Source organism: Sphingobacterium pedocola, from assembly GCF_015209965.1.
GTDB classification, from domain to species: Bacteria; Bacteroidota; Bacteroidia; order Sphingobacteriales; family Sphingobacteriaceae; genus Sphingobacterium; species Sphingobacterium pedocola.
In genome coordinates this window covers 1,910,651-1,928,011 of the sequence record NZ_MU158689.1, presented here as the reverse complement: position 1 = coordinate 1,928,011, position 17,361 = coordinate 1,910,651, and the positions used below count along the sequence as shown (strand labels likewise).

The following is a 17,361-nucleotide window of genomic DNA, read 5'->3' as shown; positions in this document are numbered from 1 at the left end:
TTACCCAATTTTAACAAGAGACGTGCATTTTTTAGCATGTTTTGATTTTGTCTTGCATATGACGCGATTTAATTATTATATTGGACATAGATTTTGATCTATTTGTATAAAACCTAATGACGACACTATGAAGCCTATTCATTATAATGTACCCGTTCCTAAAGATAGGACGCTGTTTGTACAAGAAGATATTCTAGAGCGATTTTACCCTCACATGCACAGACATGAGGAATATCAGTTGATCTGGATTGTGGAGGGGACCGGTCAGTTAATGGTAGACGACAGTTTGCACAATTTTAGAAAAGACGATATTTTTTTATTGGGCTCTAATCAGCCTCACGTTTTTAAGAATGAGCAAGTTGGTGGTTTAGTGCGGTCTGTGTCTGTTTTCTTCAATGTGAAGGGGCGCCTGGCAGGTATGCTTGATTTACCGGAGCTAGGGGTGTTGTTAGATTTTATTAGTAATAGTCAGAGGGGTTTTCGTGTGCCCAATACCTACTTGAGCCAAGTGCGAAGAAGGATTGAGATCTTGAAAAAATCTGATCATATGGATCAGTTAATCAATTTTTTCTATTTACTAAAGGCATTGAATAGCGTGTCAGCTCATCTGAAACCGCTTTCCGGAGCTTCATTCTCAGAGAATGAACCCCATGCCACTATTCGTATCAATAAACTATGCCGGTATATCGATGAACATTTTAAAGATAATATCGCCCTGAGTGAGGTTGCTGAACAGGCTCATCTGACGCCCCAGGCATTTTGTAGATTCTTTAAAAAAAGTACAGGTAAAACCTTTGTGTCCTATTTAAATGATATACGCGTTCGGGAGGCATGTCGTCTCTTGGGGACGGGTACACATGACTGTATATCTACGGTGGCATACTTATGTGGTTTCAATAGTATAACTAACTTTAATCGGGTGTTTCGTAACGTAATTGGTGAATCTCCCAAAGAATATATAAATAAGTATATCACATTGTTGTACCAATAAGTATGGTGTTTTGCGGTTCGAACGATGCGCAATAGGTTAAAATACTGTTGTTACTTATTAAAAGGTGGTTAGATGATGGTTTTGATTGTATTTATATTTGAATTATAAATTACAATTGACAATAAATATGAAAAAACTAGACTGGAATGGAATTTATCCTGCTGTTTTGACCCCTTTTACAGCGAATGGTGATATTGATTACGAAATGTTTGCCAAAAATACAGAAGCACAGATTGCGGCAGGAATTCACGGTATTATCATAGCAGGTTCGTTAGGCGATGCAGCAGTATTGGAGACAGAAGAGAAATTTGAGTTGTTGTCTTATGCAGTAGAGCTAGCCGGTGGCAGGGTTCCGGTGATTTTGAATATTGCAGAGAATACCACTAAAAATGCGGTTAGTTTTGCCTTGAAAGCAAAAGAGCTCGGTGCTGATGGTTTGATGTTACTGCCTCCAATGCGATATAGGGCAGATGACCGCGAGGTAGTAGCTTATTTTAAGTCTGTTGCAGCCGCCACTGATTTGCCTATTCTGATTTATAACAATCCAGTTGATTACGGTACATTAGTGTCGTTGGATATGTTCGAAGAAATGAAATCATGCCCTACCATTCAGGCTGTAAAAGAATCTACTCGCGACCTGGCAAATGTAACCCGTATGAAGAATCGTTTCGGCAACCGTTTTAAGATACTGGGTGGTGTAGATACCATTTGTTTAGAAACATTGTTTTTAGGTGCGGATGGTTTGGTTGCAGGTTTAGTAGATGCATTTCCGAATGAGACCGTTGCATTGTATAATTACTCCAAATCAGGGAACATTGACAAAGCTGTCGAGATTTACCGTTGGTTCATGCCTTTGCTTGAACTAGATATTCATCCAAAGTTGATCCAATACATTAAGTTGGCAGCTACTGCTGAAGGCATAAGCACACCACATGTGCGTGCGCCACGCCTTCCGTTGATCGGTGAAGAGGCCGATCGGATTAATAAAATAATTGCTGACGGTATCGCCACTCGCCCGAAATTAGGTTAAGATCTTAACGGTCTATAATCTGTGGTGCTGTAGGCGATTGGTAGATACTTGTCGCCTACAGCTCGTTTTAAATATAAACTAAATAATAATGAATCAACCAAAAGCATATTTAGAAGGATTGGTCAACTTAGCCAGTGAGGCGTTTCAATTTTTAAAATCTACAACTATAGCCGAACGTGCTTCTTTTATGCATGCCGTGGCGAATAAAATTGAAGGATTAGGACAAGATTTACTGGATGCCGCACATCGCGAAACAGCATTGCCGTTTGCTCGTCTTACGGGCGAAAAGGCACGTACAGTAGGACAGTGGCGATCTTATGCCAATGCAGTAGCTTCGGGAACTTATATTGAAGCCCGCATCGATCTGCCGAATCTCGAAAAAGGCAAAAGTGATATACGTAAATTAAGTATAGGCATTGGACCCGTTGTGGTTTTTGGTGCCAGTAATTTTCCTTTTGCTTTTTCGACAGCAGGTGGTGATACCGCTAGCGCAATAGGTGCCGGCTGTTCCGTAATCGTCAAAGGACATCCCGGTCATACAAAGACATCGACGATTATGGCAGATGCGATCATATCGACGATAAAGGATTTTGGTTGGCCCGAAGGCGTATTTAGCCATTTTCTAGGCAATAACGTAGAAGGTACGGATACCCAGGTCGGGGCTTATCTGGTAGCGCATCCGGCAGTGAAGGCGGTAGGTTTTACTGGGTCATATAGGGGAGGAAAGGCGTTGTTTGATATTGCCAATCAACGTGAAGAGCCTATTCCGGTCTTTGCAGAAATGGGAAGTATCAATCCGGTATTTGCTTTTACAAACGTGTTGAAGGAGAAGGCGGAAATATTGGCGAAGGAATATGCCACTTCGCTGACGATGGGTGTAGGGCAATTCTGTACAAATCCAGGTATTTTTATCGGTGTCAAAAGCGAAGATATGGACCGTTTTAAAAACGCATTAGAAGCAGAGATTTTTGACATTGCACCTGCAACGATGCTGAATCCAGGTATCTACGCGGCTTTTGAAAAAAATAAAGCAACATTAAGTACACAGGATCAAGTTGCCGTTCTTTCAGAATCAGTGACGGAAGCCGTCAATGGCCAGGGTCGTCCTAAAGTTGTCACGACTTCGGCAGAAAACTTTATTGCTAACCCTATATTGGGCGAAGAGGTTTTCGGACCGTTTGGCGTAGTGGTAGAAGCAGAAAACTATGAGGAAGTATTGGCTGTTGCTCAACAGCTGAAAGGACAATTGACGATTACGATGGCCTGTACGAAAGAAGATGCGCGCGCGCATCAGGATATTTTCAATGTTATTAAAGATAAAGCAGGTCGTCTTTTGTTCAACGGAATGCCTACAGGTGTTGAAGTGGTGCATGCTATGCAACACGGAGGACCTTTTCCAGCATGTACTGATCCGAGATTTACTTCGGTTGGTCCTGATGCGGTAAAGCGTTTTGTACGCCCTTTGGCATTCCAAAACTATCCAGATGAGTTCTTGCCAGAAGAATTGAAAAACGAGAATACGCTCGGTATAGCACGTATGGTAGATGGTGTTTCTGCAACTAAAAGTATTTAATCGATTATGTACATCAATTAATAAATGAAGAAAACATTTTTTTGTATAGACTCGCACACCTGCGGATGCCCCGTAAGGTTGGTGGCAGGAGGAGGTCCGGTATTGAACGGTAACAGCATGATGGAGCGCCGTCTGCATTTTATGGCCGAGTACGACTGGATTCGAAAAGGGCTGATGTTTGAGCCTCGAGGTCATGATATGATGAGCGGAAGTATCCTTTACCCACCTACGGATCCAAATAATGACACCGGGGTACTATATATTGAAACAAGTGGATGCCTCCCGATGTGTGGTCATGGTACCATAGGCACAGTAACCATTGCTATCGAAGAGGGGCTGGTCATACCGAAAGTACCGGGTAAACTTCGTTTGGAGACACCAGCAGGGCTGGTATTGATCGATTATGTGCAAGAAAATCAGAAGGTCAAAACCGTGAAATTAACAAACGTCAAATCCTTTTTATATAAAGAGGGACTGACGGTAAACTGTCCGGATCTGGGTGAAATTATTGCCGACGTGGCCTATGGCGGAAATTTTTACGCCATTATCGATCCGCAAAAAAACTTTGAAGACATTAGTCAACTTACGGCCGGTCAACTCATTCATTGCGGAAAGTTTATCCGCACCTTATTGAATGAGAAGTATGAGTTTGTTCATCCCGAAAACGAGAATATCCACGGTCTGAGCCATATCCAATGGACAGGTAAGCCTGCAAAGGCAAATTCTACCGGCAGAAATGCGGTATTGGTTGGCGAGAATGCACTCGATCGGTCACCCTGTGGTACAGGTACATCGGCGCGTATGGCGCAGTGGTATGCCAAAGGGAAATTAAAAGAAGGTGAGGAATTTATTCACGAAAGCTATATCGGATCGCAGTTCATTGGCCGTGTGGAATCTGCAGCAGGTGAGGTGAATGGTACGCCTGCAATTATTCCTTCGGTTGAGGGCTGGGCAAGGATTACCGGATACAATCATATCATTATTGACGATGAAGACCCCTATTGGTTAGGGTTTCAAGTGATGTAAATTATAACATAAGACAACGTGTCAACACAGAACAAAGGAAAAATTATTGTCATCGGTGCAGGTATTGCAGGACTTAGTTCGGCATTTTACCTGGTAAATGATGGCTGGCAAGTAGAGATACTAGAGCAAAATGACTTAGGAAATAGTACTTCATACGGCAATGCAGGTATGATCGTTCCTAGTCATTTTACGCCATTGGCGGCGCCGGGAGTGGTAGTGCAAGGTATCCGTTGGATGTTTGATAGCAAAAGCCCATTTTACGTCAGGCCTACGTTGGCCAGTATCTCTTGGGGACTGAAATTCTTAAAACACTCTAATCAGGCCCATGTAGATCGTTCCGCTGCAAATTTACGTGATTTGCACCTGGCGAGTAGCAAATTATTTAACCAATGGGCTACATTAGATGGTTTTGATTTCGAATTGACTCAAAAAGGTATTTTGATGTTTTTCAAAACGGAGAAATTAGGTCATGAAGAAGCTGAGTTGGCCCATACTGCGCAAGCATTGGGGTTGGATGTGGAGGTGTTGGACCGAAAAGCCGCTCAAGCTTTAGAACCCAATGCTGAACTGGATGTGTTAGGCGCCGTTCATTATAAATGTGACGGACACCTATATCCGCAAAAATTGATGGCTAATCTCATTCAGTATTTACAAAACAAAGGCGTGGTGATTCATACCCAACATGCAGTGTCTGCGATAGAGGTTGCTAATCGTCAGGTGAAAGCACTTGTTGCGAATGGCAAGAAGTTTACCGCCGACAAGTTTGTTATGACAGGCGGTTCTTGGTTGCCACAATTGGCAAAGAAAGCGGGGCTACGTATTTCATTGATGCCGGGCAAGGGTTATTCGTTTATGCATACACCTGTTGATAGTAGAAAAGGTCTGGTTCACTCGGCATTATTGTTGGAAGCACGTGTTGCAGTCACACCGATGAACGGACAGATCCGCTTCGGGGGCACCATGGAATTAGCACCATTCAACAATAAAGTAAATCTAAACCGTGTGGAAGGCATCGTTCGTGCTATCCCGGATTACTTGCCCGATTTCAAGATGGATATTCCCAAGGTCGAAAATATATGGTATGGTTATAGACCTTGTTCTCCGGATGGATTGCCCTATTTGGGAGCAACAAAAAAACTAAATAATTTAATCATCGCCGGTGGTACCGGTATGATGGGATTGAGCTTAGGCCCTGTCGCCGGGCGTACCGTTGCTGAGATTGCAAGCGAACAAAAAATATCCGTCGATATCTCGCAGTACAGCCCTGACCGTTTTCAATAAGCAAAAGGAAACCAAATTATGAAGAATAGTATACACCAAAAAGTAAAGACATTTATCGGAATTGGAACACTTTGTTTGGTGACTTCAATTTCCAACGGACAAAACATGGATTTATACGAACACACTACACCGATCGAGCCCTATATTATCAGGTATGCTAGTGACCTGAAAGCTGTTAATTATTTTTATGGTCCTATGCCAAAGGGCTGGAACTTTCGCGAAAATGCAACACCATCACCCGAGCAGATCGACCGGTTATTAGCTGTTAACGAAGACTACATATCCAAATTAAAGGAATTTGATTATGAAAAGCTCCATACAAACGGACAAGTTGATTTCATCTTGTTGAACCGAAAAATAAAAAAAGACCAGGAGGAGCTTAAAAAGAGCTTAGCCACCTACAATAGACTGGAGTCTTATCTGCCCTTTGCTGGAATTATTCTGAAACTCGAGCAGACACGTCGAAGAGGTCACGCTGTAGTAGGGAAAGAGGTCGCCACTTCATTCGAGCAGGCCAGTGCTTTGATCAAACGCGAATTAGCAGGTTTGGAAGGAAAACCTGCTATAGATGCAAATGATGTAGTCTATCTGGCTGATTTCCTTGTATCACTTCAAAAGCGATTAACGAGTTCCTTTGATTTTTACAATGGTTACGATCCGATGTTTACTTGGTGGGTACCCTCATCTTATGAGGCTCTTCAAGAAAATCTGGTGCAATATAAAGCAGCTATTGAGGCGAAAAGTAACTGGAAAGTGTTTGATGACGGAAGTAATATAGGTGGACAGCCGATCGGTAAGGAGGCCATGAACAGTATGCTGCGTGATGAAATGATCGCATACAACACAGATGAACTGTTGAAAATAGCTGATAAAGAATGGCAATGGTGTGTTTCCGAGTTGTTAAAGGCCTCGCGTGAGATGGGGTTTGGTGATGATTGGAAAGCGGCTCAGGAGAACGTGAAAAATAGTTATGTTCCCGAAGGAAAACAACCGGACTTGATTAATGAACTTTATGACCGCGCACAATCTTTTATCAAAGCCAATAGGTTGATGAATATCCCATCTCTGGCCGACGAGACATGGGGCATGATCATGATGACACCAGAGCGACAACTGGTGAATCCTTTCTTTACAGGGGGGCGTGAAATCAGTATTTCATATCCGACAAATACGATGACCTACGATCAGAAGATGATGAGTATGCGTGGTAATAATCCTCATTTTTCGTTAGGAACGGTGCAACATGAACTAAATCCGGGGCATCACCTACAATATTTTATGAATCAGCGTTATAAGCCATACCGCGAACAAAACTTCAATACACCGTTTTGGACGGAGGGATGGACGCTGTACTGGGAGTTGTTATTGTACAGGATGGGGTTTGCAAAGACACCTGAAGAACGTATTGGTGTTCTATTCTGGCGTATGCATCGTTGTGCACGGATTATATTCAGTATCAAGTTCCATTCCGGGGAATGGACACCCCAACAATGTATAGATTATTTGGTCGACCAGGTAGGTCATGAACCTGCGAATGCGCACGGGGAAGTTAAGCGTTCGTTCGAAGGCTCTTATGATCCATTGTACCAATTGGCGTATATGATTGGCGGTTTACAATTGTTGAGTATCAGCGACGAATTGGTAGGTAGTGGGAAGATGACTTACGAGGAGTTTCATGACCGTGTAATTAAAGAAAATTACATGCCGATGGAAATGCTGAGAGCAATCCTAACCGACCAAAAATTGGAACCGAATCATCAGGCAAAATGGAAATTTTACAACTTTAACTAACTCAGATTACCCTAAATTATGAACAAGGTTAATAATCAAGAATTTAAAAAATCGCTGGGTTTACTTGATGCCACGATGCTAGTGGCAGGTAGTATGATAGGATCCGGGATATTTATCGTTTCGGCTGATATCGCTCGTAATACCGGGTCAGCCGGATGGTTGATGGTCGTGTGGCTTATTAGTGGTTTTATGACCTTGGCGGCGGCGTTGAGTTATGGAGAACTAAGCGCGATGTTCCCGCGAGCCGGAGGTCAATATATTTACCTAAAGGAGGCCTATGGCCCTTTGATTAGCTTTACGTTCGGCTGGACTTTTTTTGCTGTTATACAGACGGCTACTATTGCAGCGGTGGGGGTTGCGTTTTCTAAATTTACCGCTTATTTATTTCCCTCATTGGATGAAGATGTATTTTTATTGACCGTCGGTGATTATCATATATCTTCTGCACAAGTACTGGCTATTGCGGTTATTCTTTTGTTAACTTTTATTAATACAAGAGGTGTCCAAAATGGTAAAACACTGCAAACCGCATTGACCTTAATCAAGATTTTGAGTTTAGTGCTGTTGGTATTATTCGGTTTTTATGCTTTTGACAGTACGGTCTGGAACCAGAATTGGTCTGTGGAAAACAGGTGGAGTCTTTTACGGTTAAATGCAGATGGTACCACAGATAACTATCATTTTCTGGGTGCTATGGGCGCTGTATCGGCTGCTCTGGTAGGTGCGTTATTTAGCAGTGATTCGTGGCACGCATCTGCCGCTGTAGCGGGAGAGATCAAAAATCCGCAAAGAAATATCGGATTAAGTCTGGCGTTGGGAACTATTATCGTTACGGTGATCTATCTGTTGACCAATTTAATGTATACCGGTGTGCTGACCATGCAAGACATGGCCAGTGCACCCAAAGATCGTGTAGCCATGGTAGCGGCACAGGAGATTTTTGGTCCGTTTGGGATTGGTATTTTAGCCGTCATGATTATGGTCAGTACCTTCGGTTGTAATAATGGATTAATATTAGCCGGCGCACGGATTTATTATTCAATGGCGCAAGACGGGCTGTTCTTTAAGAAAACAGCAAATCTAAATAAGAATGCCGTGCCGGGATACGCATTGTGGCTGCAGGGAATAATTGCCTCCCTCTGGTGCTTAACGGGGCGGTATGGCGATTTGCTCGATATGATTACCTGTGTAGTCGTTATATTTTATGTGCTGTGTGTAATAGGTATATTTATTCTTCGGGTCAAGCGTCCAAATGTACCTCGTCCATATAAGGCTTTCGGATATCCGATTATACCGGCTCTATATATTTTGACGGCGGTATCTTTTATCGTATTACTAGTCGTATATAAACCACAGTTTACCTGGCCTGGGATTATTATCACGCTGATGGGGATTCCCTTGTATTATTTCGTGAAACAAAGAAATGTCCAGGAATAAGGTTCTCTGTGCAAATTATTGGAACAAACAATTACACCATAAAAGCGAAGTTGATATGAAAACGAGATGTAAATAAATTGACACACTGGACAATAATTATTTATATCGAGCGCTCATCAACGATTAAAAAGAAAATAAATGAAGTTAAGATTTACGGGAGTTCTATTGGTGCTTTTCCAGTTGTCGGGCATGGCACAAGGAACCATAGAAGATTATAAGCGGGCAAAGGAAATCCGCAGCACATTCAATCAGTTATATCAAGTACCGCGACAAATTGTTTGGTCTGAAGACGGGAATAGTTTTTCGTATCGTATCTCTTCTAAAGAAGATAAGGATGTTTTGTATTTGATCGATGCGGTAGCCAAGAACAAGACAGCTGTCGACGTGGTGGAGGTCGCTAAGCAAATGTCTGCTATTCTAGCTGAAGAAGTCAAGCTCCAAGCTGTTCCGGATCGCGGTCTGAATGTGTTGGATGCAAATGAATTAGAATTCGTTGAGCGAAACAGCAAGTGGAAGTGGAATACAATAGAAAACAAGCTTACCAAAATCGGGGACGCAACTGGTCAAAATTTTGACCGTAGAGGAGGATACTGGGGTGGGCGCGGCGATGATAGCAAAGGAGAACCTGTAGAATCGCCGGATAAATTATATACAGCATATATCAAAAATAGTAACGTATATATGGCTAAGAAAGGAGATCCCAAAAGTGAAAAGCAATTGACCTTTGACGGAAGTCCTGGAGAATATTATACAGCCCGTATCCAATGGTCGGGTGATTCTAAAAAAATCGCGGTATCTAAAGTCCGTAAAACCGAGATCAGACAACTGACGCTGTTAGAGTCCTCTCCAATAGACCAATTACAGCCTAAGTTGCAGACAAGAGATTATGTAAAACCCGGAGATGCACTACCGCAGTACTATCCTGTAGTTATTCATGTGGAGGACGGACGGGTAATTCGGGTCGATCGGGCGCAGGTGTCTAATCAATTTTCATTATCGAATTTAGCCTGGCGCTCGGATAACAGCGCCATAACCTTCGAATATAATCAACGTGGCCACCAACGTTACGACATTCTGGAGCTTAATGCCATCAATGGACAGACCAAATCCATAATTTCCGAAGTGAGCACGACTTTTATTGACTACAGTGGGAAGAAATACCGGAATGATCTGGATAAAACAGCGGAAATCATTTGGGCATCCGAACGCGACGGTTGGAATCATCTGTATCTTTTTGACGCGGGTACAGGCGTACTAAAAAATCAGGTTACAAAAGGAAATTGGGTCGTCCGTAAGGTCATACATGTCGATGAAGAAAATCGAAAGATAATTTTTGAAGCCAGCGGTATGAAAAAAGGAGAAGATCCTTACTTGATTCGTTATTATACGATAGGGCTTGATGGAAAAGGACTGAAAGAATTGACTCCCGAGGCTGCCAATCATCAAGCTACCTTTAATAAAAATCATACACGTTTTGTCGATGTATTTTCACGTATCGATCAAGCTCCTCAAGCGGTTTTGCGGGCGACAGATGGCCGTACGATCATGAATCTTGAACGTGCAGACATTGCTGATTTAGAAGCTACAGGTTGGAAAGCACCGGAAGTATTTGCCTCTACCGGTAGGGATGGTAAAACGGATATTTGGGGTATTATCATCCGTCCAAAGAATTTCGATCCCGAAAAGAAGTACCCGGTTATCGAATATATCTATGCCGGTCCGCACAGTTCATTTGTTCCGAAATCTTTTAATGCGAATCCGTCGGGTATGTATGAATTGGCAGAGTTAGGTTTTGTGGTTGTACAGATCGACGGGATGGGGACGTCTAATCGCTCGAAAGCTTTTCATGATGTGGCTTGGAAAAATCTGAAAGATGCGGGTTTTCCGGATCGAATAGCCTGGATGAAAGCAGCAGCTAAAGTGTATCCCTATATGGATATTGATCGTGTAGGTATTTACGGCACTTCGGCAGGAGGACAGTCTTCTACGGGAGCATTGCTTTTTCACCCCGAGTTCTATAAGGTCGGTGTTTCATCTTGTGGCTGCCATGATAATCGTATGGATAAGATCTGGTGGAATGAACAATGGATGGGGACTGTTGATAAACACTACGAAGAATGCTCAAATGTGGAAAATGCTTCCCGCTTAGAAGGTAAGTTGATGTTGATCGTAGGTGAGCTTGATGATAACGTAGATCCTTCGTCAACGTATCAATTGGTTAACCAATTGATCAAAAACGGAAAGGATCACGAATTTATTATGGTGCCGGGAATGGGGCATTCGTCTGGAGGAGACTTTGGCGAAAAGAAACGCAGGGATTTCTTTGTGAAACATCTGCTAGGTGTGGATCCGCCGGCTTGGAATCAGTATTGACACAGTTACACCCATACCTTTTGTTATGTTAACTTTCTGATTGTGCATTTCCCCAGGTCAAAGCGTTTCAAGCATCGGCGGGAAAAATTGCAGTATAAATCGGCTTAACTTAACAACATTGAACCAGCGCCCAATGTCGTTAAGTTAGCGTCGTTTGTCATCCTGACGAACGGAATTGCGAAGCATTCATTCATACCGTTAAGAACAAACACGAATGAATAACGATCTGTAAACTATGTCGTCTCAATATGGCAAACAGATATTTCGGCAAGCACCGGTATGACAACGTCAAGCCAAGTAATTTAGTCCTTATGTTTGTGTTAAAAAGGAACCATTTTTTGGGGAACTGTATCCCCTTTTGGAGTAAAAGGGGATGCCTTTGTCCCAAAAGGGGACACATCTGATCCAATTGTGTATCCATCTGTTCCAAAATGGTGTCAGTTTATTCGAACTGTGAACCCTTCTGATCCAACTGTGTATCCATCTGTTCCAAAATGGTATCATTTTAGTCGAACTGCGAACCCTTCTGACCCAACTTGATATCTGTTTGTCCCAGCTCTGTATCCATTTGTTCCAAAATGGTGTCAGTTTATTCGAACTGGGGAGTCTTCTGTTCTAAAGTGATATGTATTTATTCCAACTGTGAACCCATTTTTTCCAAAAGGGTACCCTTTTGGAAAAAATGTGAACCCTTTTACCCGAAAAGGGTTCACATTTTTCGGAGTGTTTAGGAGGTATACAATAGACAGTTTTACATATAGAAGTATACCTGTCTCAACGAAATCGCTTCTTTAGCGGATAGCTCAATTTAAAGCATAGCCATTGCAAGACGCTGAATTAACCGATGAAGGCAAAAGCGGATCTCATTCTTAGTCGATATTGAGGTTAATAATTGGTTAACATTAGGCAATATCTGTGTTAAATGTAAAGTCGTATGTCACTAATTTAGTACATATAAACTTAATGGATATGACGAAGGTCATGACAGCGCCTTTATTAGCAATCGGGGTGATGGGTAGCGTCCATACGGCGTCTTTACAATCTTATAAACAATGAATAATTGAACACATATGAACAAAAACTATTTTTTACTAATCCTATTTTGGTGTGCAATGTGGACTTTGCACGCGCAAGAGCAAATTGAGTTAAGCGGAAAAGTGGTGGAAGCTAACGGCACTCCTGTTGTCGGAGCTACGGTTTCAGTCAGTAATCAGTCCTCGAAATATTCAACAGATGAAAACGGTGTTTTTTTATTGAAATACACAGGAGATATAACGTTGACGGTATCCTCTTTGCGTTATAAAACCACTACGTTATCGATTACAAATCAACGAACGATAACCGTATTGTTAGAGGAGGCCGTAGAACAATTGAACGAGGTTGTCGTCGTCGGTTATGGAACCCAAAAGAAAGGAGAAATCACCAGTTCTGTGGCCAGTGTAAAGGCAGAAGAGTTCACCAAAGGAGCGGTGAAAGATGCTGGGCAGCTGATCCAAGGCAAAGTGGCCGGTCTACGGGTGACGACACCGAGTGGAGACCCAAACAGTTCGACGCAGATTAACCTACGTGGTCTCAATTCAATACAAGGGGCTACCAATCCATTGGTTATTATCGATGGTATTCCGGGGCAATTGACGTCAGTCGCTCCGGAGGATATTGAGTCCATCGATGTGATGAAAGATGGTTCTGCGGCAGCAATCTACGGAACACGGGCTACCGGCGGTGTTATCTTTATTACGACACGGCAAAATCGTTCGGCAGAGAGCCGTACTACGTTAGAGTACAATAATTATGCAAGTATTCAGACGATACTCCGCAAACCTGATCTGATGACTGCATCCGATTATCAACGCTTGATAGCCGATGGCGAGAATTATGAAGATTTGGGAAACGCTACCGACTGGATCGATGAGGTGACTCAAAATCCGTTTAGCCACAATCATAACCTCACGTTATTTGGCGGGAATTCCCGAACAAATTTTACAGGATCTGTCAATTACCGTGATTGGGATGGTATCTTGTTGAAAAGTGGACAAGATCGGTTGAATATCAGAGCAGATCTGAATCACGAGATGTTTGACGGAAAGTTAAGAAGCCATGTTCAGGTTATCAATAGCAGTATCAAAGCACTTCAAGGAGGTAGTTCTGAATATATGTGGAGACAAGCGATGATACGGAATCCGACGGATCGTATCAGGAACGACCAGGGAAAGTGGCAGGAAAGCGATGCCTATATGTATGACAATCCATTGGGTATGATACATGAGTCGGTCAATGACCGGATATTCCGCGAAACACGGATGAATGGTTCTTTGGACTATCGTCCCATAGATGATCTCAGTGTAAAAGGCTTGTTCTCGCGTGTGCAGTCCAATGATTTGAACGGATTATCAACTTCATTTGACCATGTCAATACGACAAAAAACAATTTGAACGGAACGGCGAGCAGATGGACACAAGCGAATGTCGAAAATCTGATGGAACTGACGGTAAATTACAATAAATCATTCGATGGACATAAATTTACGGGATTAGCAGGGTACAGCTGGCAAAGGAATAGTTTTGAGAATTTTTATGCCTACAATTTTGATTTTCCTACAGACGAGTATAGTTACAACTTTTTGCAATCCGGAGCTGCTTTACAGCGCGGGTTGGCAGTTATGGAAAGCCATAAGCAGGAGCAGACCTTGATCGGTTTTTTTGGACGTGTTACGTATAGCTATAAAGATAAATATATGGCTATGGCGAGTTTGCGCCGGGAAGGATCAAGTACATTTGGTGAGAATAACAAGTGGGGAAGTTTTCCGGCAGTGTCTGTTGGATGGGATGTGGCCAAAGAAGAATTTCTGCAAGAAGTACCAGCTATTAACCAGTTAAAGTTACGTGCAGGATTTGGCGTTACCGGTACGATCGCCGGATCACCATATAACTCGCAGATCAGTTACAACTATTTACGGGAGCAAGGTGCTTATATCAACGGTACTTGGGTACCAGGGCTGGTGCCGGCAAGAAATTTCAATCCGGACTTGCGCTGGGAGCGTAAAGAAGAGCTCAATGTTGGTTTAGATTTTAGTCTGGCGAATAATCGTATTTACGGTTCATTGGATTACTACACCAGAAATGTAAAGGATCTCTTGTACTATTTTGAGGTGCCTGTTCCGCCCTATCTGGTCAGTAACATGATGATCAATGCCGGAGAACTAAGTAATCAAGGTTTTGAAGTATTGATCAATGCCGATGTGGTCAAGAAGGAGGTCTTTTCATGGAAGACAGGTTTTACACTATCAACAAACAAAAACAAGTTGGTTAATCTTTCCAATGATAAGTTTGGGGTGACTCGTGAATTCTTCGACGCAGGTTACACAGGTGAGCCGATCCAGACATTTACACATCGTGTTCAAGTAGGGCGTAGCATTGGAGACTTTTATGTGTTAAAAACGGTGGGTTTGGACGATGATGGTAAATGGCTTGTAGAAGATAGAAATGGAGATATTATCCCTATCCAAGATGCTACTGTTGAGGACAGAAAGTTTTATGGTAACGGCATTCCGGACTTTAATCTGGGATGGAATAATGCTATACAGTACAAGAATATTGATTTTAGTTTCAGTTTCAGAGGGGCGTTTGGCCATAAGATATTGAATATGTCAAGACTGTATTATGAGAATCCCGTAAATAAAGCATACAATGTGTTGAAGACAGCTTACGATCCTGTGTATGGCAAGACCTTGAATAATGATTTGGTGTACGTGTCACATTATATTGAAAATGGAGATTTTATGAAATTGGACAATGTGACGTTAGGATATACATTTAAGCCGAATTTTGTCAAAGGAATTAATTACTTACGACTTTATATGTCGGGATTGAACTTGTTGACAATTACCGGATACAAAGGTCTGGATCCGGAAGCCACGAGCTATCAAGGAGATTTTCTGTTTGCACCAGGTATTGAACATCGTGATCGTTATCCTACGACACGTACGTTTACTTGTGGTTTAAATGTTACTTTTTAAGGAAGAGATTCTAATAGGAAACTAAAGCATAGCTAATTGTCTAAGCAAAACAAATTTGTCATGAATACAAGAAAAATTAAACATATAGCATTATTAAGTGCGTTCTTAGGAACGACAACTTTTTCTTTTCAAAGTTGTACAGACCTGCATGAGCAGGTTTATTCGGAGGCGTTGGGAAGTTCGATCAATCCCACAGAGAAGGATCTGCCTTTTATCTTGGCTCCGGCCTATGCATCTTTCCGGTCATTGATGTTTGGTTGGCAAGGTTATTTTGATCTGCAGGAAGAAAGCGCAGACCATATCATTACCCCGGTAAGGCCTAATGGATGGGACGATGCGGGTACGTATCGACGAATGCACCAGCATACGTGGACATCTGAGGAATGGCAACCTTATAACACCTGGCAACAGGCGTATGCCAGTATTACGAAGGCCAATATGGTGATTATGCAGATTGAGGATGGGACACTTAATTTGCCTGAGGAAGTGGGGCAGGCGGCTTTGGCAGAGCTGAGAACCGCACGGGCTTTAGCTTATTATTTGTTGTTGGATAATCATGGCAACGTGCCGATTGTGACAGATTACCGTGATGATAGTTTGCCTGACCAGAAGACAAGAAAGGAACTTTACGATTTTGTCGTCAAAGAGCTGACGGAAGTTTTACCCAATCTTTCCGAAGAGGTAGGAACCTCGATGTACGGTAGGTTGAACCGTTGGGGAGCAAAGGCCTTGTTAGCAAAAATATACTTAAATGCAGAGGTGTATACAGGGACAGCCCAATGGCAGAAAGTGATTGATGAAGCAGATGATATTATCAAGACGAACAATTATCGGTTGGACGACAATTACCGCAGTGTTTTTTCGTCGACCAATCAAAATTCTTCGGAAATTATATTTGCTGTTCCCTATGATGAGATATATGGACATGGCAATCAGTTACACATGAAATCATTAGACCCACTGAGCCGATTGGTTTATGCTATGGCGGCGGGACCTTGGGGAGGTAACTGTGCTGTTCCTCAATTCATCGATACGTACGATACTGACGATAGCCGATTGCATGACTCCTGGCTACAAGGACCTCAATACCACGCGTCCACAGGTGTGGAAGTAATCAACTATTTGAAACATGTGCCAGGTATCGGTGGTGACGGTACGATTGCTGCATCTAACGCCGGATATAGGTTAGGAAAATACGAGATAAAAAAGGGCGCGACTACCAATTTGGACAATGATTATCCGATGTTTAGATATGCTGATATATTAATGATGAAAGCGGAGGCTCTATTGCGGACGGCTAGGGCAGATGAAGCGGCAGTACTGGTGACGCAAGTTCGTCGACGTGCTTTTTTGGATAATCCGGAGAAGGCAATAGTCACCGGAGGAGATCTTCAGAAAGGAAGTACGTATAATTATGGCTGGCAGGAAAAAGACGGATCTGTGGCTACTTCTAATGGTGGCGCTGACATACAATACGGTCGCTTTTTGGATGAATTAGGGTGGGAGTTTGCGGCAGAGGCGCGTCGTCGGCAAGATATTATCCGGTTTGGTGTTTTTCAAACCAAAAGTTGGTTCAATCATCGGCCGCATGCTAAGGCGCAGTCCAGAACATTATTCCCGATACCAAATGCCGAAAGAACTAAAAACCCTAAGTTAGATCAAAACGACGATTATTGATTCGTGCACGTGTTTTAGATATTTCTAATTAAGAAGGCCTTAAGCTATGAAGGTCTTCTTTTTTATTAAGATAACTAAAATAAGATAGGTATCCAATAAGCCTAACTTTGTATTTTGCTGGGTTTAACTTTATCCGAGTTGAACAGACAGCTGTTAATATCGTGTT

Annotated in this window: 10 protein-coding genes; all 10 read left to right on the top strand. The window is 42.5% G+C overall.

Translation table 11 applies throughout. From position 1 onward, the window contains the following. Positions 1–127 precede the first annotated feature (127 nt). The 10 genes from C4F40_RS08055 (at position 128) to C4F40_RS08010 (ending at position 17,195) form a co-directional block, all read left to right on the top strand. Positions 128–991 carry an AraC family transcriptional regulator gene (locus C4F40_RS08055; RefSeq protein WP_196938824.1) on the top strand — a complete coding sequence of 288 codons (864 nt, stop codon included), beginning with the start codon at positions 128–130 and terminating at the stop codon, positions 989–991. A 127-nt stretch (positions 992–1,118) separates the two neighbouring features. Then, positions 1,119–2,021, top strand: coding sequence for a dihydrodipicolinate synthase family protein (locus C4F40_RS08050; RefSeq protein ID WP_196938823.1), 903 nt, complete (start codon positions 1,119–1,121; stop codon positions 2,019–2,021). Between the two features lie 88 nt (positions 2,022–2,109). Next, entirely contained in the window at positions 2,110–3,594 is a 1,485-nt protein-coding gene (locus C4F40_RS08045) for an aldehyde dehydrogenase (NADP(+)) (protein WP_196938822.1), read from the top strand. 24 nt (positions 3,595–3,618) lie between these two features. Then, positions 3,619–4,620, top strand: a complete 1,002-nt coding sequence (locus C4F40_RS08040) for a 4-hydroxyproline epimerase (RefSeq protein WP_196938821.1) — start codon at positions 3,619–3,621, stop codon at positions 4,618–4,620. 18 nt (positions 4,621–4,638) lie between these two features. Further along, positions 4,639–5,901, top strand: a complete 1,263-nt coding sequence (locus C4F40_RS08035) for an NAD(P)/FAD-dependent oxidoreductase (RefSeq protein WP_196938820.1) — start codon at positions 4,639–4,641, stop codon at positions 5,899–5,901. An 18-nt stretch (positions 5,902–5,919) separates the two neighbouring features. After that, the gene (locus C4F40_RS08030; protein WP_231389963.1) at positions 5,920–7,692 is read left to right on the top strand and encodes a DUF885 family protein; all 1,773 of its coding nucleotides are present in this window, start codon (positions 5,920–5,922) and stop codon (positions 7,690–7,692) included. 18 nt (positions 7,693–7,710) lie between these two features. Continuing rightward, complete coding sequence (locus C4F40_RS08025) at positions 7,711–9,129, top strand: APC family permease (RefSeq protein WP_196938819.1); 1,419 nt, start codon at positions 7,711–7,713, stop codon at positions 9,127–9,129. 138 nt (positions 9,130–9,267) lie between these two features. Further along, the gene (locus tag C4F40_RS08020) at positions 9,268–11,502 is read left to right on the top strand and encodes a S9 family peptidase (protein WP_196938818.1); all 2,235 of its coding nucleotides are present in this window, start codon (positions 9,268–9,270) and stop codon (positions 11,500–11,502) included. Between the two features lie 1,070 nt (positions 11,503–12,572). Beyond that, positions 12,573–15,518, top strand: coding sequence for a SusC/RagA family TonB-linked outer membrane protein (locus tag C4F40_RS08015; protein ID WP_196938817.1), 2,946 nt, complete (start codon positions 12,573–12,575; stop codon positions 15,516–15,518). A gap of 60 nt (positions 15,519–15,578) precedes the next feature. Further along, on the top strand, positions 15,579–17,195 hold the full coding sequence (locus C4F40_RS08010; RefSeq protein ID WP_196938816.1) for a RagB/SusD family nutrient uptake outer membrane protein: 1,617 nt from the start codon (positions 15,579–15,581) through the stop codon (positions 17,193–17,195). Positions 17,196–17,361 lie beyond the last annotated feature (166 nt).